General features: G+C 71.8%; 25 protein-coding genes. 14 read left to right on the top strand and 11 right to left on the bottom strand.

The window, feature by feature from the left end:
• Positions 1-68 precede the first annotated feature (68 nt).
• Positions 69-356, bottom strand: a complete 288-nt coding sequence (locus ABD140_RS29570; RefSeq protein WP_344244313.1) for an antibiotic biosynthesis monooxygenase family protein — start codon at positions 354-356, stop codon at positions 69-71.
• Positions 357-445: 89 nt separating this feature from the next.
• Between ABD140_RS29570 and ABD140_RS29565 the strand changes: the two genes are divergently transcribed.
• The 4 genes from ABD140_RS29565 to ABD140_RS29550 are packed head-to-tail and all read left to right on the top strand — an operon-like array spanning position 446 to position 3,445.
• Positions 446-1,375 (top strand): metal ABC transporter substrate-binding protein, encoded by a 930-nt coding sequence (locus tag ABD140_RS29565; protein WP_344244312.1) that lies wholly within the window; start codon positions 446-448, stop codon positions 1,373-1,375.
• Between the two features lie 6 nt (positions 1,376-1,381).
• On the top strand, positions 1,382-2,170 hold the full coding sequence (locus tag ABD140_RS29560; protein ID WP_425544165.1) for a metal ABC transporter ATP-binding protein: 789 nt from the start codon (positions 1,382-1,384) through the stop codon (positions 2,168-2,170).
• 22 nt (positions 2,171-2,192) lie between these two features.
• Positions 2,193-3,056 carry a metal ABC transporter permease gene (locus ABD140_RS29555; RefSeq protein ID WP_344244340.1) on the top strand — a complete coding sequence of 288 codons (864 nt, stop codon included), beginning with the start codon at positions 2,193-2,195 and terminating at the stop codon, positions 3,054-3,056.
• Positions 3,053-3,445 (top strand): Fur family transcriptional regulator, encoded by a 393-nt coding sequence (locus tag ABD140_RS29550; RefSeq protein ID WP_344244310.1) that lies wholly within the window; start codon positions 3,053-3,055, stop codon positions 3,443-3,445. The genes ABD140_RS29555 and ABD140_RS29550 overlap by 4 nt, the downstream gene beginning before the upstream one ends.
• A gap of 149 nt (positions 3,446-3,594) precedes the next feature.
• Here the strand turns inward: ABD140_RS29550 and ABD140_RS29545 are convergent, their stop codons facing one another.
• Both ABD140_RS29545 and ABD140_RS29540 read right to left on the bottom strand, forming a co-directional pair.
• Positions 3,595-4,257, bottom strand: a complete 663-nt coding sequence (locus tag ABD140_RS29545) for a hypothetical protein (RefSeq protein ID WP_344244309.1) — start codon at positions 4,255-4,257, stop codon at positions 3,595-3,597.
• Between the two features lie 435 nt (positions 4,258-4,692).
• A complete protein-coding gene (locus ABD140_RS29540) occupies positions 4,693-6,591 on the bottom strand; it encodes a glycoside hydrolase family 15 protein (protein ID WP_344244308.1) in 1,899 nt (632 codons plus the stop codon).
• Between the two features lie 216 nt (positions 6,592-6,807).
• Here ABD140_RS29540 and ppdK point away from each other — a divergent pair, with 216 nt between their 5' ends.
• From ppdK to ABD140_RS29525, 3 genes are all read left to right on the top strand, one after another.
• The gene (gene ppdK, locus ABD140_RS29535; protein ID WP_344244307.1) at positions 6,808-9,477 is read left to right on the top strand and encodes a pyruvate, phosphate dikinase; all 2,670 of its coding nucleotides are present in this window, start codon (positions 6,808-6,810) and stop codon (positions 9,475-9,477) included.
• A 164-nt stretch (positions 9,478-9,641) separates the two neighbouring features.
• Positions 9,642-10,322 (top strand): YdcF family protein, encoded by a 681-nt coding sequence (locus ABD140_RS29530; protein ID WP_344244306.1) that lies wholly within the window; start codon positions 9,642-9,644, stop codon positions 10,320-10,322.
• Positions 10,323-10,362: 40 nt separating this feature from the next.
• Complete coding sequence (locus ABD140_RS29525; RefSeq protein ID WP_344244305.1) at positions 10,363-11,574, top strand: deoxyguanosinetriphosphate triphosphohydrolase; 1,212 nt, start codon at positions 10,363-10,365, stop codon at positions 11,572-11,574.
• A gap of 18 nt (positions 11,575-11,592) precedes the next feature.
• On the opposite strand, the gene ABD140_RS29520 is transcribed toward ABD140_RS29525, so the two are convergent.
• The 7 genes from ABD140_RS29520 to ABD140_RS29490 all read right to left on the bottom strand — a co-directional run bounded on the left by ABD140_RS29520 (position 11,593) and on the right by ABD140_RS29490 (position 17,384).
• Entirely contained in the window at positions 11,593-12,852 is a 1,260-nt protein-coding gene (locus ABD140_RS29520; RefSeq protein WP_344244304.1) for an ABC transporter ATP-binding protein, read from the bottom strand.
• 93 nt (positions 12,853-12,945) lie between these two features.
• Complete coding sequence (locus ABD140_RS29515; protein WP_344244303.1) at positions 12,946-13,680, bottom strand: urease accessory protein UreD; 735 nt, start codon at positions 13,678-13,680, stop codon at positions 12,946-12,948.
• Positions 13,680-14,339: an urease accessory protein UreG gene (ureG, locus tag ABD140_RS29510; RefSeq protein ID WP_344244302.1), complete on the bottom strand. Its 660-nt coding sequence runs from the start codon at positions 14,337-14,339 to the stop codon at positions 13,680-13,682. The genes ABD140_RS29515 and ureG overlap by 1 nt, the downstream gene beginning before the upstream one ends.
• A gap of 10 nt (positions 14,340-14,349) precedes the next feature.
• On the bottom strand, positions 14,350-15,051 hold the full coding sequence (locus ABD140_RS29505; RefSeq protein ID WP_344244301.1) for an urease accessory protein UreF: 702 nt from the start codon (positions 15,049-15,051) through the stop codon (positions 14,350-14,352).
• Entirely contained in the window at positions 15,051-16,760 is a 1,710-nt protein-coding gene (locus ABD140_RS29500) for an urease subunit alpha (protein WP_344244300.1), read from the bottom strand. The genes ABD140_RS29505 and ABD140_RS29500 overlap by 1 nt, the downstream gene beginning before the upstream one ends.
• Positions 16,753-17,070: an urease subunit beta gene (locus ABD140_RS29495; RefSeq protein ID WP_344244299.1), complete on the bottom strand. Its 318-nt coding sequence runs from the start codon at positions 17,068-17,070 to the stop codon at positions 16,753-16,755. The genes ABD140_RS29500 and ABD140_RS29495 overlap by 8 nt, the downstream gene beginning before the upstream one ends.
• Before the next feature lie 11 nt (positions 17,071-17,081).
• Positions 17,082-17,384 (bottom strand): urease subunit gamma, encoded by a 303-nt coding sequence (locus ABD140_RS29490; protein ID WP_344244298.1) that lies wholly within the window; start codon positions 17,382-17,384, stop codon positions 17,082-17,084.
• A gap of 166 nt (positions 17,385-17,550) precedes the next feature.
• Between ABD140_RS29490 and ABD140_RS29485 the strand changes: the two genes are divergently transcribed.
• The 4 genes from ABD140_RS29485 to ABD140_RS29470 all read left to right on the top strand — a co-directional run bounded on the left by ABD140_RS29485 (position 17,551) and on the right by ABD140_RS29470 (position 22,133).
• Positions 17,551-18,588, top strand: a complete 1,038-nt coding sequence (locus ABD140_RS29485; RefSeq protein ID WP_344244297.1) for a phosphatase PAP2 family protein — start codon at positions 17,551-17,553, stop codon at positions 18,586-18,588.
• A 10-nt stretch (positions 18,589-18,598) separates the two neighbouring features.
• Positions 18,599-20,446, top strand: a complete 1,848-nt coding sequence (gene dnaG / locus ABD140_RS29480) for a DNA primase (protein WP_344244296.1) — start codon at positions 18,599-18,601, stop codon at positions 20,444-20,446.
• A 73-nt stretch (positions 20,447-20,519) separates the two neighbouring features.
• On the top strand, positions 20,520-21,668 hold the full coding sequence (gene rpoD, locus ABD140_RS29475; RefSeq protein WP_344244339.1) for an RNA polymerase sigma factor RpoD: 1,149 nt from the start codon (positions 20,520-20,522) through the stop codon (positions 21,666-21,668).
• A gap of 84 nt (positions 21,669-21,752) precedes the next feature.
• Complete coding sequence (locus ABD140_RS29470) at positions 21,753-22,133, top strand: YbjQ family protein (RefSeq protein ID WP_344244295.1); 381 nt, start codon at positions 21,753-21,755, stop codon at positions 22,131-22,133.
• Positions 22,134-22,142: 9 nt separating this feature from the next.
• On the opposite strand, the gene ABD140_RS29465 is transcribed toward ABD140_RS29470, so the two are convergent.
• Positions 22,143-23,396: a coiled-coil domain-containing protein gene (locus tag ABD140_RS29465; protein ID WP_344244294.1), complete on the bottom strand. Its 1,254-nt coding sequence runs from the start codon at positions 23,394-23,396 to the stop codon at positions 22,143-22,145.
• Positions 23,397-23,592: 196 nt separating this feature from the next.
• Between ABD140_RS29465 and ABD140_RS29460 the strand changes: the two genes are divergently transcribed.
• From ABD140_RS29460 to ABD140_RS29450, 3 genes are all read left to right on the top strand, one after another.
• Positions 23,593-24,168, top strand: a complete 576-nt coding sequence (locus ABD140_RS29460; RefSeq protein WP_344244293.1) for a TerD family protein — start codon at positions 23,593-23,595, stop codon at positions 24,166-24,168.
• Between the two features lie 26 nt (positions 24,169-24,194).
• Positions 24,195-24,773: a TerD family protein gene (locus ABD140_RS29455; RefSeq protein WP_344244292.1), complete on the top strand. Its 579-nt coding sequence runs from the start codon at positions 24,195-24,197 to the stop codon at positions 24,771-24,773.
• Positions 24,774-24,837: 64 nt separating this feature from the next.
• Positions 24,838-25,947: a DUF475 domain-containing protein gene (locus ABD140_RS29450; RefSeq protein ID WP_344244291.1), complete on the top strand. Its 1,110-nt coding sequence runs from the start codon at positions 24,838-24,840 to the stop codon at positions 25,945-25,947.
• The last annotated feature ends 26 nt before the right edge of the window (positions 25,948-25,973 follow it).

Raw genomic sequence — 25,973 nt, 5'->3', positions numbered from 1 at the left:
GTGGTCCGGGTGAGAGGTGAGGCGTTGATCACCACGTTGTCGCCCCGGCAAACGGCCCGTGCCAAGCTTTACTCTGGCTTGACCAGTTCGTAGGCGCCGGGTTCGTCGATGGCCAGGGCCGACAGGGGGATGAAGGTCATGCGGACCTCGTAAGCACCCAGAGCCCGGCGGTAGTACCCGGCACCGTCCCATTCGGTGATCAGCGCCCAGAGCTCGGGATCGTCGACACAGCGCCCGAGCCGCCCGTAACGGAAGCCGGGTGCGGCCTCCAGGGCGGTGAGGACGGTGGCGATCTCGGCCTGGAACTGCTCGGCGCGGGCGCCTTCGGGGACGCGGTAGCGGGTAACGGCGATCACAGGGCCATCCTGGCAGTTCCGGACGGCGCGGGCGGCCGGATGATCTCGCTGGTTTTGACAATCATTTTCATTTTCGTCATCATCAAGGTATGCAGAGAAGCGTCCTGATTTCCAGTGCTTTGTCCGTCCTGCTGCTGACCACCGCGGCCTGCGGGGACGGCGGCTCCTCCGGCGCGGACGGGAAGACGGAGATCACCGCCTCCTTCTACCCGGTCGCCTGGCTGGCCGAGCGGGTCGGCGGCCCGAACGCCGAGGTCTCGGTCCTGACCAAGCCGGGCGCCGAGCCGCACGACCTGGAGCTGTCGCCCCGGCAGGTGGCGGGGATCACCGAGACCGACCTCGCCGTGTACGTGAAGGGCCTCCAGCCCGCCGTGGACGAGGCGGTCGCCCAGCACGCCGGCGACCGCTCCCTGGACGTCTCCACCCTGGTGGAGCCGCTTCCCGCCGACGACCACGCCCACGAGGAGCACGAGGGGGAGGAGGCGCACGAGCACGAGGGCGAGCACGACCCGCACCTGTGGCTCGACCCCTCCCGCATGGCCACCGTGGCGACCGGACTCGGCGAGCGGCTGGCCGAGGCCGATCCCGACCACGCCGCGGACTACCGCGCCAACGCCCAGCAGGTCGCCGGAGAGCTGAAGACACTGGATGGCGAGTTCGAGAAGGGGCTCGCCCGCTGCGAGCGGAAGACCATTGTGACCTCGCACGCGGCGTTCTCCTACCTGGCCGACCGCTACGGGCTGGAGCAGGTGTCCATCGCCGGGATCGACCCCGACTCCGAGCCCTCGCCCCGGCGCATGGCGGAGCTGAGCGACGAGGTCGAGAAGCTGGGCGTGACCACCGTGTTCACCGAGACCCTGGCGAGCCCCCGGCTCGCGCGGACGCTGGCCGACGGGGCCGGGGTGAAGACCGCCGTCCTGGACCCGCTGGAGGGCGTCAAGGAGGGGTCGGGTGACGACTACCTGTCGGTTCAGCGCCGGAACCTGGAGGCGCTGCGGACCGCGCTGTCCTGTTCCTGAGTGACAATGGAAACCATGATGGATGCCGTTTTCGAGCTGCACGACGGGCATGTCCGGCTGGACGGCAGGGAGATCCTGCACGGGATCGACCTGCGGATCGGCGCGGGCGAGGTCGTCGCGCTGATGGGCCCCAACGGGTCGGGCAAGTCCACCCTGGTGCGCGCCCTGCTGGGACTGGTGCCCCTCAGCTCGGGGCGGCGCTCGGTCTTCGGCTCCGCCCGGTTCCGCGACTGGGCGCGGATCGGGTACGTGCCGCAGCGGCTGGACGTCGGCGGGGGAGTGCCCGCGACCGTCCGGGAGATCGTCGCCTCCGGGCGGATCGCCCGCCAGTCCCGCTTCAGGCCCACCTCCCGCGCCGACCGCGCGGCCACCGGGCGGGCCATGGCGGCGCTGGGCGTGGAGCACCTGGCCCGGCAGAGCGTCTCCCACCTGTCGGGCGGCCAGCAGCAGCGGGTGCTCATCGCCCGCGCCCTGGCCGGCGAGCCCGACGTGCTCATCATGGACGAACCGCTGGCCGGGGTGGACGCCGAGAACCAGCGGGCGCTGGCCGACACGCTGTCCGCGCTGGTCGCCGACGGCCGTACGATCGTGCTGGTCCTGCACGAGCTCGGCCCGCTCGAACCGCTGATCACGCACAGCGTGGTGCTGGAGGACGGCGTGATCGTGCACCGGGGCGCCCCGCCCGAGCCCACGGGCGAGTGCGCCCTGCCCGGCCACGACCACGTCCATCCGCACGCCGAGCCCGAACCCGCCTCCCTGTGGCGGGCCCGGGTGGGCAAGACGGGAAGGCACTGAACCCTTGCTCGCCTACGCCTTCATGCAGCGGGCGCTGCTGGCCGCGCTGCTCATCGGCCTGGCCGCGCCGGCCGTCGGCGTCTTCATCGTGCAGCGGCGGCTGGCCCTGCTGGGCGACGGCATCGGCCACATCGCGCTGACCGGCGTCGCCCTCGGCCTGGTCACCAGCACCTCGCCGCTGCTGGGCGCGATCGTCGTCTCGGTGCTCGGCGCGATCTGCATCGAGCTCCTGCGCACCCGCGGCCGCACCGGCGGCGACGTGGCGCTGGCGCTGCTGTTCTACGGCGGCCTGGCCGGCGGGGTGCTGGTCACCAACTTCGCGCCCGGCGGCAGCACGTCCAACCTGCTGTCCTACCTGTTCGGCTCGATCAGCAGCGTCTCCGAGCAGGACCTGCTGGTCATCGGCGTGCTCGTGACGGCGGTGCTGGGCGCCCTGCTGCTGTTCGGCCGCGAGCTGTTCGTCCTGTGCCAGGACGAGGAGGTCGCGCGGGCCTCGGGGCTGCGGGTGGGCCTCCTCAGCATGATGCTGGCCGTCATCGCCGCGCTCACCATCGTGGTGGCCATGCGCGTGGTGGGGCTGCTGCTGGTCAGCGCGCTCATGGTCGTGCCGGTCGCGGCGGCCCAGCAGCTCACGCGGGGCTTCAGGGCGACGGCCTTCCTCGCCATGTTCTTCGGGGTGCTCGCCGCGGTCGGCGGGCTGGCCGGGTCGTACCAGTTCAGCACGGGGGAGGTGAACATCTCCCCGGGTCCCGCGATCGTCGTGGCGGCACTGGCGATCTTCGTCCTGTCCACCGCCGGCGGGTTCCTGGCGCGGCGCCGCCACGCCCGGCCTCTCGCGGGCCCTGTAAGGTCTGGGGGCGGACCCGTCAGTGAGGAGACGCCATGACGACCGCCAGACGCGAGGCGGTACGCCGGGCCCTGGGCGCCGGTGAGGGCTTCCGCAGCGCCCAGGACATCTACGCGGCGCTGCGCGGGGAGGGCTCGAAGATCGGCTTGACCACGGTGTACCGCGCGCTGCAGGCGATGGCGGAGTCCGGCGAGGTCGACGTGCTGCGCACCGCCGAGGGCGAGGCGGTCTACCGCGCCTGCGCCACCGAGGACCACCACCACCACCTGGTCTGCCGCTCCTGCGGCCGCACCGTCGAGGTGGAGGGACCCGCGGTGGAGCGGTGGGCGGACGCCGTCGGCGCCGAGCACGGCTTCACCGACATGACGCACACCGTCGAGGTCTTCGGCACCTGCCCCGCCTGCGCAGCCGCGGGCCGCCGCGGCTAGCCGCACGGCCTTTCCGGGCACGCTTCCGGAGGCGGAACACGGCACGGTGGAGGGGACGGCCCCTCCGTTAGTGTGGAACGCGGCGGGCCTGCTTCCGCCCAGCTCCAATGGGCGGAAGCAGGCCCGCGTTATGCGGTGAGCCGGCCGGATCAGGGCTGGCCGGGGGTCACCACTTCGAGGGGCACGTTGTAGGTGCCCGCGGTGCTGCCCTCACCCCTGAGCTGGAAGGCGCCCGTCTGGATGGTGGCGCTGCTGGGGCAGGGGAAGGAACCGCCGGTGCGGGTGATCGTGACGCCGGACATGTCGACCTGCGCCTGGTTGTTGGAGGTGACCGGTCGGGCGGCGTTGGTGGCGTTGTAGCCCTTCGCCGTGGCGGTGCCGCCGTAGGTGCAGTTGACGGTGAGACCGAAGAGGGTCACCGTCGCCCGCACGCTGAACCCGTTGAGGGTGATGATCGCGTCGTGGGTGGTTCCGGTGGTGCGTTGCACGGTGCCGGTCCACGGCAGGTTCAGGAAGGTGATCGCGGAGGCGATGCCCGAGCAGCCGCTGACCGACGCCGAGCTCATGGTCAGGGGGTCGCCGTCGGAGTCGACGCTGCCGGTGAGGGTGGCCGAGGTACAGGTGGTGGTGCCGCCGCCGTTGACCACCAGGTTGCCGAGCAGGCCGGCCTGGGCGTTGCCCGCGAAGAGGGCGTGCGGGCTGGTGTCCGTCCGGTGGATCTCGGTGCCCGCGGCGTAGGCGGGGGCGCCCACCGCGGTGAGGGCGAGGGCCGCGGCTCCCGTGAGCGCTGCCAGTTGTCTGATGCGCGGCATTGACATCTCCTTTGTCCGATTGCAATGCCACTGCGAAAGTAGGCAGGTGCTCCGGGGGCGTCAACGGCTCACGAGATGTCGTATATGACCGGATTGTGACAGGCGTCACTCGGTTGTCACCCGTGCTCAAAATCACGATCGGCGATGTGCGGACAGGTCAGCGGTCGGCGGCGCGCGCGGGCCTCCGTCGCTCTCGGTGGCCGGTTTGTGACACACGACACTCCCTGGCCTGGTGAAAGGCGGTACACCTGCCGGAAGGGGGTGGGGCGAAGATCACCCCCTCGTCTACGCTGAAGGCCGCGGGCCCGTCTCCGCCCATGTCGGGTGGGCGGAGGGAGGACCGCCTCCCGGGGGAGAAGGCGAAGGCCATGGCGGCGGAGGACCGCTGCCATGGCCTCGGGCGCGCCCGGCCCCGGGGGGCCGGGCGCACGCGTCTCAGGTGAAGGGGAACAGGCGCTGGCCGCGCTCCATCCCGATGACCTGCATCACGGCGTTGATGAGCGCCAGATGGGTGAAGGCCTGGGGGAAGTTGCCCAGGTGGCGGCCGGTGTGCGCATCGATCTCCTCGGCGTACAGCTGCAGCTGCGAGGCGTACGACAGCAGCTTGTGGCAGAGGGTTTTGGCGCGTTCCGTTTCGCCGATGATCACCAGCGCCGACACCAGCCAGAACGAGCAGATGGTGAAGGTGCCCTCCTCGGAGGCGAACCCGTCATCGGTCTCTTCGGCCCGGTAGCGCAGCACCAGGTCGTCCTCGGTGAGCTCCTCGGCGATCGCCAGCACCGTCTCGCGCACCCGCTTGTCCTCGGCCGGCAAGAAGCCCAGGAGCGGGATCAGCAGGACCGAGGCGTCCAGCGCCTTGGTCCCGTAGTGGGCGGTGAACACCCCCCGCTCGTCCACGGCGTTGGCCAGCACGTCGTCGCGGATCTCGTCGGCCGCGGCCTGCCAGCGCGCGGCGCGCTCGGCCTCGTCGGCCCCGCGCAGCCGCGCCAGCCGGGCGCCGCGGTCGGCGGCCACCCAGCAGAACACCTTGGAGGAGGTGAAGTGCTGGGGAGCCCCCCGCACCTCCCACATGCCGCAGTCCGGCTCGCGCCAGTGCAGCAGCGCCTCCTCGACCTGGGTGATGACGATCTTCCACAGCCGGTCGTCCAGCCTGTCGCGCTTGCGGACGAACAGGTAGATCGAGCCGATGATGGCGCCCCAGACGTCGTGCTGGGCCTGGGTGTAGGCGCCGTTGCCGATCCGGACGGGCTTGGCGTTGTCGTAGCCGCTCAGGTGGTCCAGCGTCGACTCCGGCAGCTCGGACCTGCCGTCCACCCCGTACATGATCTGGAGCCTGCCGTCGGACTCCTCGGCCATGTCGGTGATGAAGTGGAAGAAGTCGTTGGCCTCCCAGTCGTAGCCCAGGGCGTAGAACGCCCACAGCGTCATCGTGGAGTCGCGGATCCAGGTGTAGCGGTAGTCCCAGTTGCGGTCCCCGCCGGGCGTCTCGGGCAGCGAGGTCGTCGCCGCCGCGGCCACCGCGCCGGTGTTGGCGTACGTCAGGCCCTTGAGGGTGAGGGCGCTGCGCTGCAGGTAGGAGCGCCACGGGTGGTCGGGGAAGTCGCCCCGGTCCAGCCAGTGCTGCCAGTGGTGGATGGTCCACCGCAGGCGCTTCTGCGCCTCCTTGAGGTGCTGCGGGGCGCCGTGCGAGCTCCACGACAGCGCCACGAAGCGGGACTCGCCCTCCTTGAGGAGGGTGCGGGCGGTGGCCAGCGAGCCCTCGAAGCCGATGTTCATGTCGCTGGTCAGGTGCAGGTCGAGGGCGTGCCCCGCCCCGGTGGCCAGCGCCTGGTGGTAGCCCTGCCCGGTGTACTCCCAGCGGGCCGGCAGGCGGCCGTAGTCGAACACCGGCATGCAGTCCATGCGGACCTGGACGTTGCCGTTGACGCACTTGACCATCCTGAGCAGGACGTGGTCGGCGTCGTAGTCGGTGGGCGCGCGCCGGTAGGAGCGCGAGCGCTCCGTCTCATGGTGCCAGGGCCCCATGAGCAGGGCGTCGGTCACCACCAGCCAGCCGCCCCTGGTCCACCAGGTGGTCTCCATCACCATGGTCCCGGGGATGTAGCGCTGTGCCGCCGGCACCTCGACCCCCGCCGGACCGATCCGGAAGTAGCCGGCGTCACGGTCCAGGATGGAGCCGAAGACGCTCGGCGAGTCCATCGAGGGCAGGCACAACCACTCCACATTGCCGTTCGGCGCCATCAGCGCCGTGGTCTCGCAGTCCGACAGGAACCCGAAGTCCGCGATGGGCGCGAACGGTTCACTGCCAGGCCCCAGGGCCCCACGACGTCGCACGGCCTCACCTCCCTCGTACCTTGCTTCCCCGGTTTTCACGGGCTAGCACGCTCCAATCCACTGTGAAAAGAACGCAAAGTTATCGGAACAAGACTATTGGAATAGACCACGGGACCCGCCCTGACCAGCGAGTTTGCTCTCTGGTTGAATGGGGCGACGGGGCCTGAACTGGGCAACGGGTACAGTCCACGCCCAAAGGGTGGAAGGGAGCTGGCCGTGCCGAAGTTCGTTTACGACTTCACAGAGGGCAACAAAGACCTCAAAGATCTGCTGGGCGGAAAAGGTGCAAATCTTTCCGAAATGACAAATTTGGGACTTCCGGTACCTCCGGGGTTCACCATCACCACGCAGGCCTGCCGGCACTACCTCACCGAGGGGTCCGTCCCGGCGGGCCTGGCCGAGGAGATCACCGAGCACCTGACCGCGCTCGAGAGCACCATGGGCAAGCGGCTCGGCCAGGCGGACGATCCGCTTCTGGTCAGCGTACGTTCCGGTGCCAAATTCTCGATGCCCGGCATGATGGACACGGTGCTCAACATCGGGTTGAACGACGAGTCCGTGCAGGGCCTGGCGGCCCAGGCCGGCAACGAGCGCTTCGCCTGGGACTCCTACCGGCGCCTGATCCAGATGTTCGGCAAGACCGTCCTCGGCGTGGACGGCGAGCTGTTCGAGGACGCCCTGGAGGAGCTCAAGCACGCCAAGGGCACCACGGACGACCTCGACCTGGGGGCGGACGACTTCCAGAAGCTGGTCGGCACCTTCAAGGGCATCGTGCGCGAGCAGGCGGGCCGGGAGTTCCCGACCGACCCGCGCGAGCAGATGGACCTGGCCGTCCAGGCGGTGTTCGACTCCTGGAACTCCGACCGGGCGATCCTCTACCGGCGCCAGGAGCGCATCCCCGCCGAGCTGGGCACCGCGGTGAACGTCTGCTCCATGGTCTTCGGCAACCTGGGCATGGACTCGGGCACCGGCGTGGCCTTCACCCGCGACCCCGCCAGCGGCCAGCAGGGCGTCTACGGCGACTACCTGCAGAACGCCCAGGGCGAGGACGTGGTGGCGGGCATCCGCAACACCGTGCCGCTGGCCGACCTCGAGCAGATCAACAAGCCGGTCTACGACCAGCTGCTGGAGATCATGGAGACGCTCGAGAACCACTACCTCGACCTGTGCGACATCGAGTTCACGGTCGAGCGCGGCAAGCTGTGGATGCTGCAGACCCGCGTGGGCAAGCGCACCGCCGCCGCGGCGTTCCGCATCGCCTGCCAGCTGGCCGACCAGGGCCTGATCGACCTGGACGAGGCGATCCACCGGGTCAACGGCGACCAGCTCGCCCAGCTGATGTTCCCGCGCTTCGCCGCCGACGCGCCCAAGACGCGCATCGCCAAGGGCATGAACGCCTCGCCCGGCGCCGCGGTGGGCAGGGCCGTCTTCTCCTCCGAGGCCGCGGTCGAGGCCGCGGCCCGCGGCGAGAAGACCATCCTGGTGCGCCGGGAGACCAACCCCGACGACCTCACCGGCATGATCGCCGCCGAGGGCATCCTCACCTCGCGCGGCGGCAAGACCTCGCACGCCGCCGTCGTCGCCCGCGGCATGGGCAAGACCTGCGTGTGCGGCGCCGAGGACCTCGACGTCGACGTCAAGGCCCGCCGCATGAGGGCCGGGGACACGGTCGTCTCCGAGGGCGACGTGATCTCCATCGACGGCTCCACCGGCGACGTCTACCTGGGCGAGGTGCCCGTCAGCGCCTCCCCGGTGGTGCGCTACTTCGAGGGCGAGCTGCGCGCCGCGGACGGCGACGAGCTCGTCCAGTCGGTGCACCGCCTGATGCGCCACGCCGACGACGCGGCGCGCCTGGCGGTGCGGGCCAACGCCGACACCCCCGAGGACGCCGCGCGGGCGCGCCGCTTCGGCGCCACGGGCATCGGCCTGTGCCGCACCGAGCACATGTTCCTCGGCGACCGGCGGCGGCTGGTGGAGGACCTGATCCTGGCCACCTCCGCCGCCGAGCGCGACGCGGCGCTGGAGGCGCTCGCGCCGCTGCAGAAGGAGGACTTCCACGGCATCCTCCAGGCGATGGACGGTCTGCCCGTCACGATCCGGCTGATCGACCCGCCGCTGCACGAGTTCCTCCCGGATCTGACGGAGCTTTCGGTGAAGGTGGCCCTCGCGGGGGCCGATGCGTCGGAGAAGGACCGCAGGCTGCTGGAGGCGGTCCACCGCCTCCACGAACAGAACCCTATGCTCGGTCTGCGTGGGGTGAGGCTGGGTCTGGTGATTCCCGGCCTGTTCGCGATGCAGGTGCGGGCCATCGCGGAGGCGGCGGCCCAGCGGCTGTCCGAGGGGGGTGACCCCCGTCCTGAGATCATGATCCCCCTCGTAGGCTCCATTCAGGAACTCGAACACGCCAGGGAAGAGGCCGAAGAGGTGCTGGCGTCGGTGGGCGGCGAGGTGAAGGCGCTGATCGGCACCATGATCGAGCTGCCGCGCGCCGCGCTGACCGCCGGCCAGATCGCCGAGGGCGCGGAGTTCTTCTCCTTCGGCACCAACGACCTCACCCAGACCACGTGGGGCTTCTCCCGCGACGACGTCGAGGCCTCGTTCTTCAGCCGCTACCTGGAGCTGGGCGTCTTCGGCGTCTCCCCGTTCGAGACGCTGGACCGCGAGGGCGTGGGCCGCCTGGTGCGCATCGCCGTCGAGGAGGGCCGCCGCACCCGCCCGGACCTCAAGCTCGGCGTCTGCGGCGAGCACGGCGGCGACCCCGAGTCGGTGCACTTCTTCCACGAGGTCGGCCTGGACTACGTGTCCTGCTCGCCGTTCCGAGTACCCGTGGCCCGTCTGGAGGCGGGCCGCGCGGCGGTGGAGACCGACGGCAGCGACAGCCGCTGACCTCTCCCGGGGGCGACCCCGGACCCCGCAAGGGCGTCGACCGGTCCCCGCTTCGCCGCGGTCGGTCGTCGCCGGGCCCGGCGCGCGTTCTTTCGCGCGTCGGGCCGAACCCGCTGATCCACGGGCACGTCTGACCTATCGTGAGTGCCACGATGGTGACGGACATGGACGAGCCGCAGATCCGGGACGCGGACGGCGAGGACGCGCCGCGCCGCAGGAGAAGGCGGCGGCTGCCGCGCTGGCTGGTGTGGACCGGGCGGCTGCTGTTCGTGGTGGTCGCGGTGTCCGTCCTCACGCCGCTGGTCGTGGGCTGGCGGGTCTGGTACGAGGCGAGGCAGGACGACCGGCCGAGGTCGGACGCGATCATCGTGCTGGGCGCCGCGCAGTACGACGGCCGCCCCTCGCCCTACTTCGAGGCGCGGCTGCGGCACGCCTACTCCCTCTACCGGGACGGCGTCGCCCCGAAGATCGTCACCGTGGGCGGCAAGCAGGAGGGCGACCGGGTCACCGAGGCCGCCGCGGGCCGCGCCTTCCTGGTCCGGCTGGGGGCGCCGGCCGCGGACGTCGTGGCGGTGGAGACCGGCCGGGACACCCTGCAGAGCATGATCGCCGTCGGCGGCGCCTACCGGGAGCGCGGCTGGGACAGCGGCGTCGTGGTCACCGACCCGTGGCACAGCCTGCGGTCGAACAAGATGGCGCAGGACAACGGGATCGAGGCGGTCTCCTCGCCCACCCGCAGCGGCCCCAGCGTGCGGACGCGCGACACCCAGTTCCACTCGATAGTCCGCGAGACGGGCGGGTATCTCTACTACGTGCTGCTCGGCCGTAGCCGACACACCATGTGAAAGTCACGAACCCCTCACCTGGGAGTCCTATCCTCTGGAGATGAACGGCTACTCCTCGCAGGACATTCGACGCTGGGCGGACGAACCGCCCAAGCGCCGGGACCGGACGGCCTTCGAACGGGACCGCGCGCGGGTGCTGCACAGCGCGGCCCTGCGCCGCCTCTCGTCCAAGACCCAGGTCGGCGACCCCGGCCAGAACGACTTCCAGCGCACCCGGCTGACCCACTCCCTGGAGTGCGGCCAGGTCGGCCGGGAGCTCGGCAAGTCCCTGGGCTGCGACCCGGACCTGGTGGAGACCGCCTGCCTGGCGCACGACCTGGGCCACCCCCCGTTCGGACACAACGGCGAGAAGGCGCTGGACCTCTTCGCCACCGACTGCGGCGGGTTCGAGGGCAACGCCCAGAGCCTGCGGCTGCTCACCCGCCTGGAGCACAAGTCCTTCGCCGCCGACGGGCGCAGCGTCGGGCTGAACCTCACCCGGGCGGCGCTGGACGCCACGATGAAGTACCCCTGGCGCAGGCGCGACAACCCGGCCAAGTACGGCGTCTACGACGACGACCTCGAGGTCGCGCTGTGGATCAGGCGGGACGCCCCGCAGGGCCGCGTCTGCTTCGAGGCCCAGGTCATGGACTGGTCCGACGACGTGGCCTACTCCGTGCACGACCTGGAGGACGCCCTGGTCACCGGCACGGTCGACCTGGGCATGCTGGCCGACCCGGTGCTGCGCCGCGACGTGTGCGAGGTGGCCGCCAAGCTGTACGGGCCCGCCGACCTGGCCGAGCTGGAGGCGCGCTTCGAGGTGCTGCTGGCCGAGCCGTTCTGGCCCCGGGTGATCGACAACACCGCCAGCAGCTACGCGGCGCTGAAGAACCTCACCAGCTGGCTGATCGGCCGCTTCTGCCTGGGCGCCGAGGAGGCCACCCGCGCCGCCTACGGGCCGGGCCCGCTGACCCGCTACGGCGCCGACCTGATCGTCCCCGGGCCGGTGCGCCAGGAGGTGGCGCTGCTCAAGGCGATCACCGCGCACTACGTGTGGGTGAGCTACGAGCACAACCGCGCCCGCCAGCGCGAGGTGATCGCCGAGCTGGCCGAGGCGATCGCCGCCGGCGCGCCCGGGACGCTGGACCCCCTGTTCCGCTGGGCCTACGCCGACGCCGCCGACGACGCGGCGCGCCTGCGCGTGGTGGTCGACCAGGTCGCCTCCCTCACCGACACCAGCGCCCTGGCCTGGCACGCCCGCCTGACGGCCTGACCCTCCCGTCCGGCCCGGTCAGCGGAGCACCGGGTCGATCCGGCGGCCGTCCGTGCCGAAGAACAGGGCGCGCCCGAGGTCGACGGCGAGCCGCATCCGGTCGCCGCGGCGCGCGCCGCCCGCCCGTCCGGCCCGGAACAGCAGGTCGGTGCGGTGGTGGCGGCCCGGGGGCGCGGGTTCGGGGGCGGGCCGGGGCCGTCTGCGCCGCAGCAGCCCGAGCGGCTCGGCCGCCCCGCCGGTCGCCGGGGCCCGCCGCCGGGACGGCCTGCGGCCGATCACGTCGACGTCGACGGCCGGGATGTCGATCTCGCCGAAGGCCATCCACTCGTGGCCGTGGAACTCCACCGCCCGCAGCCGGGTGGCCAGCGAGGGGCCCGCGTGGTCCGGACCGGCGGGGACCAGGGCGTCGGGGCGCAGGCCGACGATCACCGGCCCGCCGTGGTGGGGGCGGAAGGAGGCGGCCCGCGGGTCCGACCAGGGCAGGTCCAGCCGCTGGTCGCCCAGGGCCAGCACCACGCCCTCGCCGGGGCGGACCCAGGCCGTCCCGGCGAGCAGGTTGATCTGCGGCGAGCCGAGGAAGGAGGCGACGAAGACCGTCGCGGGGTCGTCGTAGATCTGGGTGGGGGTGCCGACGTCCTGCAGGACGCCGTCGCGCATCACCCCGATGCGGTCGGCGAGGGTGAGCGCCTCGATCTGGTCGTGGGTGACGTAGACGGTGGTGGCGCCCAGCGCGCGCACCATGCCGCCGATCTCCGCCCGCAGCTCGTGGCGCAGGCCCGAGTCGAGGCTGGAGAGCGGCTCGTCCATGAGGAAGATCCGCGGGTCGCGCACCATGGCGCGGCCCATCGCCACCCGCTGGCGCTGGCCGCCCGAGAGCGTCGCGGGGCCGCGGGCCAGCAGGGACTCCAGGCCCAGGGCGCGGGCCATCTCGGTGACCCTGGCGCCCGCCTCGTCCGGTTCCCGTCCGGCGAGCCGCAGTGGGAAGCCGATGTTGCCGCGCACGCTCATGTGCGGGTAGAGCGCGCCCGACTGGAAGATCATCGCCACGTCCCGGTCGCGCGGCGCGAGGCCGTTGGCGTGCGCGCCGCCCAGCCACAGGTCACCGGAGGTGATCTCCTCCAGTCCGGCGATCATGCGCAGGACGGTGGACTTGCCGCAGCCGGACGGGCCGAGGAGCACGAACAGCTCGCCCTGGCGGATGTGCAGCCGCAGGTCGTCCACGACGCAGTGGTCGGGGCCGTAGTACTTGCTCACTCGGTCGAGGACCACATCGTTCATCACGGACCACCCCAGGGCGCGGAAGTGTTAAACAGCTCACAATCTAGGGCAATGGCGTGACGATTGGACACTCCTGAGACGGGGCCGGTTCCTCTACCGGGTCGCGATCGGGGAAGCCGTCTCCACCGGCTCCAGCCCCTCCTCGGCCCGCCGGAGCAGCCGCCGCAGCGCGGCGGAGTCGGGCGCGACGGCGCTCGCCAGCGTTCCGCCCGCAGCCAGCGGCAGCACCGTCAGGCCGTCCTCGGCGTGCGGGCCGGCGGTGGCGGCGGTGCGCACCAGCGATCCGACGGCCCTGGCGCCGCCCAGGACGGCGCGGCTGCGCGCCGAGGCGTCCAGCCGCAGCTCGTGCCGGAGCAGCGGGACGCCCAGCCGCGTCACGTCGATCCGGCCGACGTGCCGTCCCGGCTCCTCGCGGTGCCGGCCCAGGACGAGCTCCTCCAGCCAGCGCACGTCCCCCTCGGCCCCCAGCTCGATCCGGCTGACGGCGCGGTGGCGGCAGCCTCTCACCGCGATCGTCGGCTCCGGCGCGAAGTCCAGGTACCCCTCGACCCGCGCGTCGACGGTGTACACCGACTCGCCGCGGCCGGGCAGCGCCATCGCCGTGGCCACCGAGCGGATCCGCAGGCTCGCCCCGGCCCCCACCGTGATCTCCAGCCGCAGCCGGTCCCCGCCCACCGGACCGGCGGCCGCGCCCACCAGGTAGAGGCCGTCGGGCGTCTCCCGCAGCGCGAGGGGCCCGTCCGAGCGCAGCCGCGTCAGCCTGGTGCGCCCGTACGGCCCGAGCTCGGCGGTGACCGCCGCGCACGCGGTGTACGCGCTCGCGGGCATCAGTGGTGCCGGAAGTCGTGGACGCGGGCGCGGACCCAGTCGGCGACCTTCGGGACGGCGGGCTCCTCGCGGATCGAGCTGAAGATCACCGGCCGGCCCTCGCGGACCCGCGCGGAGTCGCGGTCCATGACGGCCAGGTCGGCGCCGACGAGGGGCGCCAGGTCGGTCTTGTTGATCACCAGGAGGTCGCTGGAGGTGACGCCGGGGCCGCCCTTGCGGGGCACCTTGTCGCCGCCGGAGACGTCGAGGACGAAGATCTGCCGGTCCACCAGGCCCTGGCTGAAGGTGGCGGTGAGGTTGTCGCCGCCGCTCTCGACGATGACCAGCTCCAGGTCCCCGTGGCGGTCCTCCAGCTCCTCGACGGCGTCGAGGTTGGCCGAGATGTCGTCGCGGATGGCGGTGTGCGGGCAGCAGCCCGTCCGGACGGCCATGATGCGGTCGTCGTCCAGGACGGCGTTGCGGCGCAGGAAGTCGGCGTCCTCGGTGGTGTAGATGTCGTTGGTGACGACGGCGAGGTTCAGCTCCTCCTTGAGGACCCGGCACAGGGCGGCGGTCAGCGCGGTCTTGCCGCTGCCGACGGGCCCCCCGACGCCCAGGCGCAGGGGCCTGCCGTACCTCGGCGCGGCGTGGTGCTGGTCGGGGCCGTGGTATCCGCCCAACGTGGTCTCCTTAGGACTCGAACAATCGGAGGTCGGCGAGCAGGTGGAGCTCCGCCCACCCGTCGAGGACCGGTGCGGACGGCGCGGGCAGGTCCGCCCACGCGTCCTCGGCGTGGCCGGCGGCCTCATGGGCGACGGCGTCCACCGCGGCGGACAGGTCCGCCAGGGCGCGGTGGACGCCCAGGGGGTCCAGGCCGAGGAGGCGGACGGCGGCCGAGGCCGAGCCGCTCACGGCGGTGTAGGCGGCGATCGCGGCGGCGTCGTGGGGGGAGCCGTCCGCCGCGAAGGCGGCGACGCCCAGGACCACCGGGTGGTGCGGGCCGCGGCCGTCGGGGGTGCGGCGGGCGCGGTGGGCGTCGCCCAGGGCGTCCAGGACGGGGGAGGGCCAGGTGCCCCGGGCGGCGCGCAGCAGGGCCTTGCCCTGGGCGCGGGCGACGGCGCGCTGGCCGGGGGAGGGGTCGCGGGCGTCGGCCTCGGCGTCCAGGACGAGCCAGGAGGCCGGGTCCGGGCCGTTGCCCGCGTGGCGGCAGGCGGCCGCGGCCAGGGCCGCCGCCGCCAGCCCGGCGGTGTGCAGCCTGCCGTGCAGGAAGTCCGCCAGGTCGGCGACCGTCCTGACGGCGCCGGACGTGGCGGGCGGCTCCAGGCCCCCCGAGTGGGCGTGGCCTCCGGCGGGGAGCCGGGAGTCGGCGAGCAGCAGCAGGTCGTTGCGCATCAGAACAGGAAGTAGCGCTGGGCCATCGGCAGCGAGGCGGCCGGCGCGGGCTCGATCTCCTCGCCGTCGATCCGCACGGTGAAGGTGTCGGGATCGACCTCGATGCGGGGCAGCGCGTCGTTCAGCGGCAGGTCGGACTTGCCGACGGAGCGGGTGCCGCGCACCGGCACCAGGGCGCGCCGCACGTCGATCTTCGACGCCAGGCCGTCCTCGACCGCGGCCTCGGACACGAAGTGCACCGACGTCGCCGCCGCGGCCACCGGGGAGGCGCCGAACATCGGCCGCGGCAGCACCGGCTGCGGGGTGGGGATCGAGGCGTTGGCGTCGCCCATCTGCGCCCAGGCGATCATGCCGCCCTTGAGCACGACGGACGGCCGCACGCCGAAGAAGCCCGGGTCCCACAGCACCAGGTCGGCGAGCTTGCCGACCTCGACCGAGCCGACCTCGCCGTCCAGGCCGTGCGCGATCGCCGGGTTGATCGTGTACTTGGCGACGTAGCGGCGGGCGCGGAGGTTGTCGGCCAGGCCCGGCAGCGCGCCGCGGCGCGCCTTCATGGCGTGCGCGGTCTGCCAGGTGCGCAGGACGGTCTCGCCGATACGGCCCATCGCCTGGGAGTCGGAGCCGATGATCGAGATGGCGCCCAGGTCGTGCAGGACGTCCTCGGCCGCCATCGTCGTCGGGCGGATGCGCGACTCGGCGAACGCCAGGTCCTCGGGCACCGAGGCGCTGAGGTGGTGGCAGACCATCAGCATGTCGAGGTGCTCGTCGAGGGTGTTGACGGTGTGCGGGCGCGTCGGGTTGGTCGAGGACGGCAGCACGTTGGGGTGCGCGGCCACGGTGATGATGTCCGGCGCGTGCCCGCCGCCCGCGCCCTCGGTGTGGTAGGCGTGGATGGAGCGCCCGGCGATCGCGCCGAGCGTCGACTCGACGTAGCCGGCCTCGTTGAGGGTGTCGGAGTGCAGCGCGGCCTGCACGCCCGAGGCGTCGCAGACCCGCAGGCAGGCGTCGATCGCCGCGGGCGTGGTGCCCCAGTCCTCGTGCAGCTTGAAGCCGGACGCCCCGGCCCGCAGCTGCTCCCACAGCGCCTCCTCGGAGACGGTGTTGCCCTTGCCGAGCAGCGCGACGTTCACCGGCCAGGAGTCCAGGGACTCCAGCATCCGGTGCAGGTACCAGGCGCCGGTGACGGTGGTGGCCTTGGTGCCCTCGGCGGGGCCGGTGCCGCCGCCGATGAGCGTGGTGACGCCCGCGCCGAGCGCCTCCTCGATGAGCTGCGGGCAGATGAAGTGCACATGGGAGTCGACGGCGCCGGCGGTGAGGATCCTGCCGTTGCCGGCGAGGACCTCGGTGGACGGGCCGATCACCAGGTCCGGGTGCACCCCGTCCATGACGTCGGGGTTGCCGGCCTTGCCCAGGGCGGTGATCCGCCCGTCCCGCACGCCCACGTCGGCCTTGACGATCCCCCAGTGGTCCAGCACCACCACCCCGGTGATCACCAGGTCCGGGGCGCCCTCGGCGCGGGTGGCGCGGGACTGGCCCATCGACTCGCGGATGACCTTGCCGCCGCCGAACACCGCCTCGTCCCCGGCCCCGACGCCGCGCGCCAGGTCCTCGGTGACCTCGATGAACAGGTCGGTGTCGGCGAGCCGGATCCGGTCGCCGGCCGTCGGCCCGTACAGCGCGGCGTAGCGCGCGCGTGAGATCTCAGCCATCGAGTCCTCCTTCGAGCCGCAGGCCCGGCACGATCCGGGCCCCGGCCAGCGGCACCAGGGCGACCTCGCAGACCATGCCGGGCTCGAAGCGCACGGCGGTCCCCGCGGGGACGTCCAGCCGGTGCCCGCGGGCGGCCTCCCGGTCGAAGCTCAGCGCCGGGTTGGCCTGGGCGAAGTGGTAGTGCGACCCGACCTGCACGGGCCGGTCGCCGGTGTTCTCGACGGTCAGCGCCAGCCGCTCCCGTCCGGGGTTCAGCTCGACGGGCTCGGCGCCGACGACGACCTGCCCCGGCACGAGTCCGCCGCTCACGGCCTCCCCGCTCACGGGATCGGCCTGTGCACGGTGACGAGCTTGGTGCCGTCGGGGAACGTCGCCTCGATCTGCACCGCGTCGAGGAGCTCCGGAATCCCCTCCATGACGTCCTCCCGGGTGAGCACCCCCCGTCCCGAGTCCATGAGCTCCGCGACGGTCCGCCCGTCCCGCGCCCCTTCCAGCACGTGGACGGCGATCAGCGCGGTCGCCTCGGGGTGGTTGAGCAGCAGCCCCCGCCCGCGGCGCTCCCGCGCCACCTGCGCCGCCACATGGATGAGCAGGCGCTCCTGCTCGTGCGGAGAAATCATCACGGCGCGAGGTTAAACCCGGTTAAAGCCGATTAATTCGTTTGAATTGACGATTTAACGACCAATTAACGGGAGGTCAGTGCGGGAGGTTCGGTTACTTTGGGTGACTTGCTGCTTTCGTAGGGGAATGTAACGAGGTATGGGACCTTTCCCCACTAACATCGCCCGGATGTGGTTGCGCAGCTCCCTCGGCGGGCTCTCCCGGGGCACCGCCGTCCGGATCGTCGCCGTGCTCGTCCTGTGCGCGGTGGCCGTCGTCCGTCACCCGACCTGGCCGCCGGACACGCTGTGGCTGGTGGCGCTGCTGGTGGCGGGGTTCGGGTCGCGGATGTTCCTGCGGTACCTGGCGCCGTTCCTGGTGCTGTTCCTGCTCTACTTCGTGCTGAGCGGGCTGGCCGACGACATCAACCCCACCGTCCACTACATGCCGATGGCGAACTTCGACATGTGGCTGGCGGGCGGCGACGAGCTGCCGACGCGGTGGCTGCAGCAGCACATGTGGGACGGGGAGCTGCGCTGGTACGACTTCTACTTCTACCTGCTCTACACCGCGCACTTCGTGATGCCGCTGGTGGTCGCGCTGGTGGTGTGGAAGCGGCGGCCGCAGCTGTACTGGGTCTTCGTCGGCGCGGTCATGGGGCTGTCGTTCGCGGCCTTCGTCACCTACGTGGCCTTCCCCGCCGCCCCGCCGTGGATGTCGTCGGACTACGGCTACATCCCGCGGATCCACCGGGTCTCCCACGACATCTGGCAGGCCGTGGGGATCGCCGACCCCGACACCCTCTACAGCAGGCTCTCGCCCAACCTCGTGGCCGCCGTGCCGTCCCTGCACGCCTCCTACCCGCTGGTGATCCTGATCTTCCTCGCCGCGGTGTTCGGGTGGCGGCGCGTGTGGTGGGTGGCGTTCTACCCCGTCTCGCTGTGGATCGGGATCGTCTACATGGGCGAGCACTACGTCTTCGACATCCTGGCGGGCGTCGTCTACACGGTGGTCGCCAGCGCGCTGGCCTTCCGGATCGCCGCCCTCCTGCGCGGGCGCCGCGAGCGGGCGCGGCGGCAGGTGGTCCTGGCGGAGGCGGCCGAGGTGGTGGACGCGCCCCTGGAGGCGTCCCCGGAGGCGCCCCCGGGCGTCGCGGCGGACCCCGCCGAGCGGGCGCCCGCCGGGCAGGAGGCGGTCCCGACCGAAGGGGCCGTCGGCGGTCGTTAGACTCGCGGGCATGGCAGGCCGCATCCGACAGGAAGACATCGCGTTGGTGCGGGAGCGGTCACAGATCGACTCCGTGATCGGCGATCACCTCCAGCTCGTCAGCGCCGGAGGCGGCAACCTCAAGGGCCTGTGCCCCTTCCACGACGAGAAGACGCCCTCCTTCAACGTCACCCCCAGCCGGGGCCTGTACTTCTGCCACGGCTGCAGCGCCGGCGGCGACGTCATCCGGTTCGTGCAGGAGATCGACCACCTGAGCTTCGCCGAGGCCGTGGAGCGGCTGGCGGCCAAGGCCGGGGTGCAGCTGCGGTACGAGGAGGGCGGGTACGTCCCGCGCAGCCGGGAGAGCGGCCAGCGGGCGCGGCTGATCGAGGCGCACAAGGCGGCGGCGGAGTTCTACGCCGCCCAGCTGAGCACGGCTCGGGCCGAGCCCGGCCGCAGGTTCCTCATGGAGCGCGGCTTCCGCGCCGCCGACGCGGCGCACTTCGGCATCGGGTACGCCCCCGACGAGTGGGAGGCGCTGGTGCGCCACCTGCGCTCCCGCGGCTTCACCGACCGCGAGCTGATCGAGGGCGGCCTGAGCGTCGAGGGGCGGCGCGGCCCGCGCGACAGGTTCCGCGGCCGGCTGGTCTGGCCCATCCGCGACGTCTCGGGCGACGTGATCGGTTTCGGCGCGCGCAAACTGCTCGACTCCGACGACGGCCCCAAGTACCTCAACACCCCCGAGACGCCGATCTACCACAAGAGCTCCGTCCTGTACGGGCTCGACCTGGCCAAACGGGAGATCGGCAGGGCGAAGAAGGCGGTGATCGTCGAGGGGTACACCGACGTCATGGCCTGCCACCTGGCGGGGGAGACCACGGCCATCGCCACCTGCGGCACCTCCTTCGGCGACGAGCACATCAAGATGCTGCGCCGGATGCTCATGGACCAGGACGAGGGCCGCGGCGAGGTGATCTTCACCTTCGACGGCGACGCCGCCGGGCAGAAGGCGGCGCTGCGCGCCTTCGAGGCCGACCACAAGTTCGGCGGGCAGACGTTCGTGGCGGTCCAGCCCGACGGGCTCGACCCGTGCGAGCTGCGGATCAGGCAGGGCGACGCGGCGGTCCGCGACCTGGTGGCCTCCCGGGTCCCCCTGTTCGAGTTCGCCATCCGCAGCCGGATCGAGCGCTTCGACCTCGACCACGTCGAGGGGCAGATGCGGGCGCTGGACGCGGTGGCGCCGATCATCGCCGGCATCCGCGACGCCGGGGTCCGCAAGCGGTACGCGGTCAACCTCGACCGCTGGCTCGGGATCATGGACGAGCGGCTGGTACTGCAGCGCGTCAACGAGCAGATGAAGGGCGGCGCCCCCGCCCCCGGCTCCGCCCGCCTGGCCGCCGACCCGAACGACCCGGCCGTCGAGCTGGAGCGCGAGCTGCTGAAGATGGCGCTCCAGCGCCCCGCGGCGCTCGGCCCGGCCTACGACGCGCTGTCCGCCGACGCGTTCACCGCGCCCGAGCACCGCGCCGTGCACGAGGTGATCCTGGCCGGCGGCGGGACGTCCGGCGCGGGCGCGCCGCTGGAGTGGTCGGCGCGGCTGCGGGAGCTGGCGTCCGGCGAGGACGTCAGGACGCTGCTGACCCGCTTCGGGGTGGAGCCGCCCAAGGCCGCCGGAGTTTCGGACGATGCCTATTCCCAGGCGCTTCTCGCCCGTTTCATGGAACTGCAGCTCACGAGGCAGATCACCGCGCTGAAGTCCAAACTCGGGAGGCTGAATCCGGTCTCCGAGGCGGAGGAGTACAACCGCCTTTTCGGTGACCTGGTGGCACTTGAGCAGCGCAGACGTGGCTTCCGGGACCAGGGGGTATCGGAGTTGTGACCCGGCGTCAGTGAATTGGGGCCTGCTATTTCAGTGTGTTCTGAAGCACACTGTCCATGTGGGCCCTTTGGTAATGATGCCGAGCGAGGCACCGTCGGCCGAGCAGGTGGCCGACCTCGTCGCACGTGGAAGGGAACGCGGAGGCGTCACCGTCGACGACGTCGCCGCAGCCCTTGACCGCTCTGAACTGCCGGCCGACGCCCTGGAGCGCGTCGCCCGCATCCTCGCCGAGCAGGGAGTGGAGGTCCTCGAGTCGCGCGCCGACGTCGAGGAGCTCCAGCGGGCGGGGGCGGAGGACGCCGGCAGGAGGGCGGCCGCCACCAGCGACCTGGTCCGGATCTATCTGCGCGAGATCGGCCGTGTCCCGCTGCTGACGGCGGAAGACGAAGTAGAACTCGCCAAGTCCATCGAGGCGGGCCTGTTCGCGGAGGAGAAGGTGGCCGGCGCCGCCGTGCTCTCCCTCTCCGAACGGCTCGACCTCCAGCAGCTCGCCCGCGACGGGGCGCGCGCCAAACAACGCCTGATCGAGGCCAACCTGCGGCTGGTGGTGTCCATCGCCAAGCGCTACGTGGGCCGCGGGATGCTCTTCCTGGACCTGATCCAGGAGGGCAATCTCGGCCTGATCCGGGCGGTCGAGAAGTTCGACTACACGAAGGGGTACAAGTTCTCCACCTACGCCACCTGGTGGATCCGGCAGGCGATCACCCGCGCGATCGCCGACCAGGCGCGGACCATCCGCATCCCGGTGCACATGGTGGAGACCATCAACAAACTGATCAGGGTGCAGCGCCAGCTGCACCAGGACCTCGGGCGCGAGCCGCTGCCCGAGGAGATCGGGCTGGAGATGGGGCTGAGCGCCGACCGGGTCGTGGAGATCCAGCGGATCGCCCAGGAGCCGGTCTCGCTGCAGTCGCCGATCGGCGAGGAGGACTCCGACCTCGGCGACTTCATCGAGGACGCCGACGCGGTGGTGCCGATCGAGGCGGCGGCGTTCATCCTGCTCCAGGACCAGCTCGAAGGCATCCTGTCCACCCTGTCCGAGCGCGAGCAGCGCATCATCCAGCTGCGCTTCGGGCTGGCCGACGGGCACCCCCGCACCCTGGAGGAGGTCGGCCGGGAGTTCGGCGTCACCCGCGAGCGCATCCGCCAGATCGAGTCCAAGACCCTCGCCAAGCTCCGCCACCCCTCCCGCGCGCAGATGCTGCGCGAGTACCTGGACTGACCGGATCGAGCCGGGGCCCGGGAGGCGACTCCCGGGCCCCGGCATTTACTCACGTTGGGACGGAACGTCGTCTACGGTGGCTTCATGCTGATCGTAACTACCGACACCATTCCGGGGTATGAGGTCCGGTACGTCCGTGGCGCGGTGTCCGGAGCCGGGATCGCGCACGGCGGGCTCAGTGCCGCGCGGCGGGAGGCGATCGAACGGCTCAAGGCCGACGCCGAGCGGTACGGCTGCAACGCCGTGCTGGGCATGCGCTTCGCCAACTGCGCGATCGGGGACGGCTCGTTCGAGGTCTACGCCTACGGCACCGCGGTGCTGGTGGAGCAGGCCGGCGCCGGAGCCTCGCGCGACCACCAGGTGGCGCAGACCACGCCCCCGCCGGTCTCCCCGCCGCCCTCCACCCCCGCCGGGGGCATGCCGATGGTCGGCCGGAACCTCACCGTGCAGGTGCCCGGCCGCTGACCCCGCCTTTCAGCGGGAGAGCTCGTCGCGGATGACCTCCACGACGTCGCGGGCGCCGGTGGAGATCGCGCGCAGCTCCCGCAGATAGCCCCAGTAGTCCGGATGCGGCCCCTGGAGGAGACCGGGGGCCCGCTCCAGCCGCCCGGCCAGCGCGTCCAGGGCCCGGGCGTGCCGGGGATCGAGGCCCCCCGGCGCGGCGACGGCCAGGCGCTGGGCGTCGCGGACGGTGAAGCGCGCCTGCTCCAGCGGGCGGTCCGGATCGCGTTCGGCCTCCGCCAGCTCCTCCACCCGGCCGGTGACCGCGCGGGCGCGGCGTTCGGCGTCCTTGAGCTCGGTGCGGGCCGCGGCCAGGCTCCGGGCGACGTCCCGCCACTCCTGCTCCGCGGCGGCGCGCTCGGTCTCGGCGATCCGTTCCAGCGCGCGTTCCAGCGCCTGCGCGATGGCGTTCGGCGCGCCCTGGAGGTCCTGCCAGCAGGAGGCGGAGTAGCGGCGGCGCAGGAGGCTCATCGCCTCGTCGACGCGCTCGCGCCGGCCCGAGACCATCTGCACCCGCGTCCGCACGCTGGCCAGGTCGTTGCGGGTCTTGCGCACCGCCACGGCCAGGTTCCGCGCCTCCTCGGCCAGGGCCGCGGCACGGTCCGCCACCTCCTCGGCGCGGGCCATCGCCCCCTGGAGGCCCAGCCCGCCCAGCCCCGGCGCGGTCAGCTCGGCCAGCAGCCCCTGCAGGACGGCCAGGTCGGCGGCGACCTCCTCGGTGCGCATCCCCGCCTCCCGGGCCGCCGAGACGGCCTCCTGCGCCGCCTGGAAGGCCTCGCGGGCGGCCCGCAGCCGGGGCGCCAGGCCTTCCAGGCCGCCCTCCAGCCGGGCCAGCTCGGAGTCGACCGCCGCGGTGGCGCCCGCCAGCTCCGAGGAGGCGCGCCGCAGCGCGGTGGTGGTCGCGCTCAGGGCGAAGCGGGCCGCCTCGTACTCGACGTACGGGCGGTCCTCGGAGTCCAGGTCGTGGGAGTCGACCACGGTGATGTAGTCCAGGGCCGCGGCGTCGGCCCCGGCACCGGCCCGCTCCGGCCTTGACCGGAGCCGGTCGGCGGCCGCGCGGTCCAGGTCCTCCAGCAGCGACAGCCGCCCCGCGAGGTGCTTCTGCGCCAGGTCCATCTCGTAGAAGGCCTGGGCGGCCTCCGCCTTGGCGGCGAGGGCCGCGGCGCGGGCCTCGGCCGCGCGCTGGTCCCGGCGCCCCCTGCGACGGGAATCACCGGATCGGTACACCGGGCCTCCTCCACAGCCGTTCCACCCTGGTTCACAGCCAATCACCTCACGGCGTGCAAGCAAATCCGCATGACCTTGGGTGATCAGGTGGAACCGATAGCATCGCTCGCACGTCTGTCAGGGCGGATCGTGTCGCGCGGCCCCCGCGGGGCATGGTCCTTCCGAAGATCCCTACACATCATTTCTGGAGGCAAGGATGCCGGTCAGTCTGAGCAAGGGCGGCAACGTCTCGCTGAGCAAGGAGGCCCCCGGCCTGACGTCGGTGATCGTCGGTCTGGGCTGGGACGTCCGGACGACCACCGGCACGGACTTCGACCTCGACGCCTCGGCCATCGTGGTGGACGCGACCGGCAAGGTGCTCTCCGACGGCCACTTCGTCTTCTTCAACAACCTCAAGACGCCGGACGGCGCGGTGGAGCACACCGGCGACAACCTCACCGGCGCGGGCGAGGGCGACGACGAGCAGGTCAAGGTCAACCTGGTGGGCCTGCCGCCGAACGCCGAGCGCATCGTCTTCCCCGTCTCCATCTACGACGGAGCGGGCCGGGGCCAGAGCTTCGGCCAGGTGCGCAACGCCTTCATCCGCGTGCTGAACGCGGCCGGCGGCACCGAGATCGCCCGCTACGACCTCACCGAGGACGCCTCCACCGAGACCGCCATGATCTTCGGTGAGCTCTACCGGAACGGCGCGGAGTGGAAGTTCCGCGCGGTCGGCCAGGGCTACGCCTCGGGTCTGCAGGGCATCGCGCAGGACTTCGGCGTCAACGTCTGACGCCGTCTTCGACCGGAAGGAGAGCCATGGGCGTCAGCCTGTCCAAGGGCGGGAACGTCTCACTGAGCAAGGCAGCTCCCAACCTGACCGCGGTCACCGTCGGTCTGGGGTGGGACGTGCGGGTGACCACCGGCACGGACTTCGACCTCGACGCCTCGGCGCTGCTGCTCGGCACCGACGGCAAGGTACTCTCTGACCAGCACTTCGTCTTCTACAACAACCTCACCTCGCCGGACGGGACGGTCGAGCACACCGGCGACAACCTCACCGGTGAGGGCGACGGCGACGACGAGTCGATCAACGTGGATCTCGCCGGGCTGGACCCGCGGGTGGACCGCGTGGTCTTCCCCGTGTCCATCCACGACGCGGTCAACCGCGGCCAGGCCTTCGGCCAGGTGCGCAACGCGTTCATCAGGGTGGTGAACCGGGCGGACGGCTCGGAACTCGCCCGCTACGACCTCACCGAGGACGCCTCGACCGAGACGGCCATGGTCTTCGGTGAGCTCTATCGCTACAACTCGGAGTGGAAGTTCAGGGCCATCGGCCAGGGCTACGCCTCGGGACTGCACGGAATAGCCCAGGATTTCGGGGTCAACGTCGGCTGACGCCCCCTGACGGGGTCCGCCGGCGCCCTCGCGCGCCGGCGGACCCGAGGACACTGAAGACATCATGATTTTGCGCACGTTCGGCTGGTCGTTCGCCGTCACCATCGCGGGCCTCGTCGCCGCGTTCTTCTATGGAAACACCCAGGCGTTCCTCCTGGTGGCCGTCCTGGCCGTCCTGGAGATCTCGCTCTCCTTCGACAACGCCGTGGTGAACGCCAAGGTGCTGGAGCGGATGAGCCCGTTCTGGCAGAAGATCTTCCTCACGGTCGGCATCGCGATCGCGGTGTTCGGCATGCGGCTGGTCTTCCCGGTGGCGATCGTCGCGATCACCGCCAACATGGGGCCGATCGAAGCGATCAACATGGCGCTCAACGACAACGAGCGCTACAAGGAGAGCATGGAGTACGCCTACCCCATGATCGCGGGGTTCGGCGGCATGTTCCTGCTGATGCTGTTCCTCGACTGGATCTTCGAGGAGCGCTCGGCGCACTGGCTGCCGTGGCTGGAGCGCCCGCTGGCGCGCATCGGCAGGCTCAACCAGCTCTCCGTGGTGATCGCCGGCGGCACGCTCGCCGCCGCGGCCACCTGGCTGGCCGACGACGCCCACCGCACCAACGTGCTGATCTCGGGCCTGCTGGGCATGGTCGTCTACCTGCTGGTCAACGGGCTGGGCGAGCTGTTCGACAAGACCGACGAGATCGACGAGCAGGTGGAGGGCCTGGCCGGCGACCAGGTGCAGCGGGGGCCGAGCGGGCTGGCCGTGGCCACCGGCAAGGCGGCGTTCTTCCTCTTCCTCTACCTGGAGGTCCTGGACGCCTCGTTCTCCTTCGACGGCGTGATCGGCGCGTTCGCGATCAGCACCGACCCGGTCATCATCGCGCTCGGTCTGGGCATCGGCGCCATGTACATCCGGTCGATCACCGTCTTCCTGGTCCGCCAGGGCACGCTGCAGGAGTACCGCTTCCTGGAGCACGGCGCGCACTGGGCCATCGGCGCGCTGGCGACCTGCATGGTGATCAGCATCGGCCACCACGTGCCGGAGTGGATCACCGGCGGGCTGGGCGCGGGCCTGATCGTCGCGGCCCTCATCAGCTCGATCGTCCGCAAGAAGCCCGAGGGCGGGGCCGAGGAGGAGGAGTCCGGCAAGCTGGAGTCGGAGTCCAGCCGGGTCTGACCCGGCGGGGCCGCGTGCGGACGCGG

Origin of the sequence: Actinocorallia libanotica, from assembly GCF_039525175.1 — a bacterium.
Classification (GTDB): domain Bacteria; phylum Actinomycetota; class Actinomycetes; order Streptosporangiales; family Streptosporangiaceae; genus Actinocorallia; species Actinocorallia libanotica.
Note: the sequence above shows the minus strand (reverse complement) of the source record. Positions and strands in the feature narration are given on the sequence as shown.

What these genes read in the sequence shown, in the direction of transcription:
- ABD140_RS29565 (WP_344244312.1), top strand. Translation starts at nt 446, where the DNA reads ATGCAGAGAAGCGTCCTGATTTCCAGTGCTTTGTCCGTCCTGCTGCTG.
- ABD140_RS29560 (WP_425544165.1), top strand. Translation starts at nt 1,382, where the DNA reads ATGGAAACCATGATGGATGCCGTTTTCGAGCTGCACGACGGGCATGTC.
- ABD140_RS29555 (WP_344244340.1), top strand. Translation starts at nt 2,193, where the DNA reads ATGCAGCGGGCGCTGCTGGCCGCGCTGCTCATCGGCCTGGCCGCGCCG.
- ABD140_RS29550 (WP_344244310.1), top strand. Translation starts at nt 3,053, where the DNA reads ATGACGACCGCCAGACGCGAGGCGGTACGCCGGGCCCTGGGCGCCGGT.
- ABD140_RS29545 (WP_344244309.1), bottom strand. Translation starts at nt 4,257, where the DNA reads ATGCCGCGCATCAGACAACTGGCAGCGCTCACGGGAGCCGCGGCCCTC.
- ABD140_RS29530 (WP_344244306.1), top strand. Translation starts at nt 9,642, where the DNA reads ATGGACGAGCCGCAGATCCGGGACGCGGACGGCGAGGACGCGCCGCGC.
- ABD140_RS29525 (WP_344244305.1), top strand. Translation starts at nt 10,363, where the DNA reads ATGAACGGCTACTCCTCGCAGGACATTCGACGCTGGGCGGACGAACCG.
- ABD140_RS29520 (WP_344244304.1), bottom strand. Translation starts at nt 12,852, where the DNA reads ATGAACGATGTGGTCCTCGACCGAGTGAGCAAGTACTACGGCCCCGAC.
- ABD140_RS29515 (WP_344244303.1), bottom strand. Translation starts at nt 13,680, where the DNA reads ATGCCCGCGAGCGCGTACACCGCGTGCGCGGCGGTCACCGCCGAGCTC.
- ABD140_RS29505 (WP_344244301.1), bottom strand. Translation starts at nt 15,051, where the DNA reads ATGCGCAACGACCTGCTGCTGCTCGCCGACTCCCGGCTCCCCGCCGGA.
- ABD140_RS29500 (WP_344244300.1), bottom strand. Translation starts at nt 16,760, where the DNA reads ATGGCTGAGATCTCACGCGCGCGCTACGCCGCGCTGTACGGGCCGACG.
- ABD140_RS29485 (WP_344244297.1), top strand. Translation starts at nt 17,551, where the DNA reads ATGTGGTTGCGCAGCTCCCTCGGCGGGCTCTCCCGGGGCACCGCCGTC.
- dnaG (WP_344244296.1), top strand. Translation starts at nt 18,599, where the DNA reads ATGGCAGGCCGCATCCGACAGGAAGACATCGCGTTGGTGCGGGAGCGG.
- rpoD (WP_344244339.1), top strand. Translation starts at nt 20,520, where the DNA reads ATGATGCCGAGCGAGGCACCGTCGGCCGAGCAGGTGGCCGACCTCGTC.
- ABD140_RS29470 (WP_344244295.1), top strand. Translation starts at nt 21,753, where the DNA reads ATGCTGATCGTAACTACCGACACCATTCCGGGGTATGAGGTCCGGTAC.
- ABD140_RS29460 (WP_344244293.1), top strand. Translation starts at nt 23,593, where the DNA reads ATGCCGGTCAGTCTGAGCAAGGGCGGCAACGTCTCGCTGAGCAAGGAG.
- ABD140_RS29455 (WP_344244292.1), top strand. Translation starts at nt 24,195, where the DNA reads ATGGGCGTCAGCCTGTCCAAGGGCGGGAACGTCTCACTGAGCAAGGCA.
- ABD140_RS29450 (WP_344244291.1), top strand. Translation starts at nt 24,838, where the DNA reads ATGATTTTGCGCACGTTCGGCTGGTCGTTCGCCGTCACCATCGCGGGC.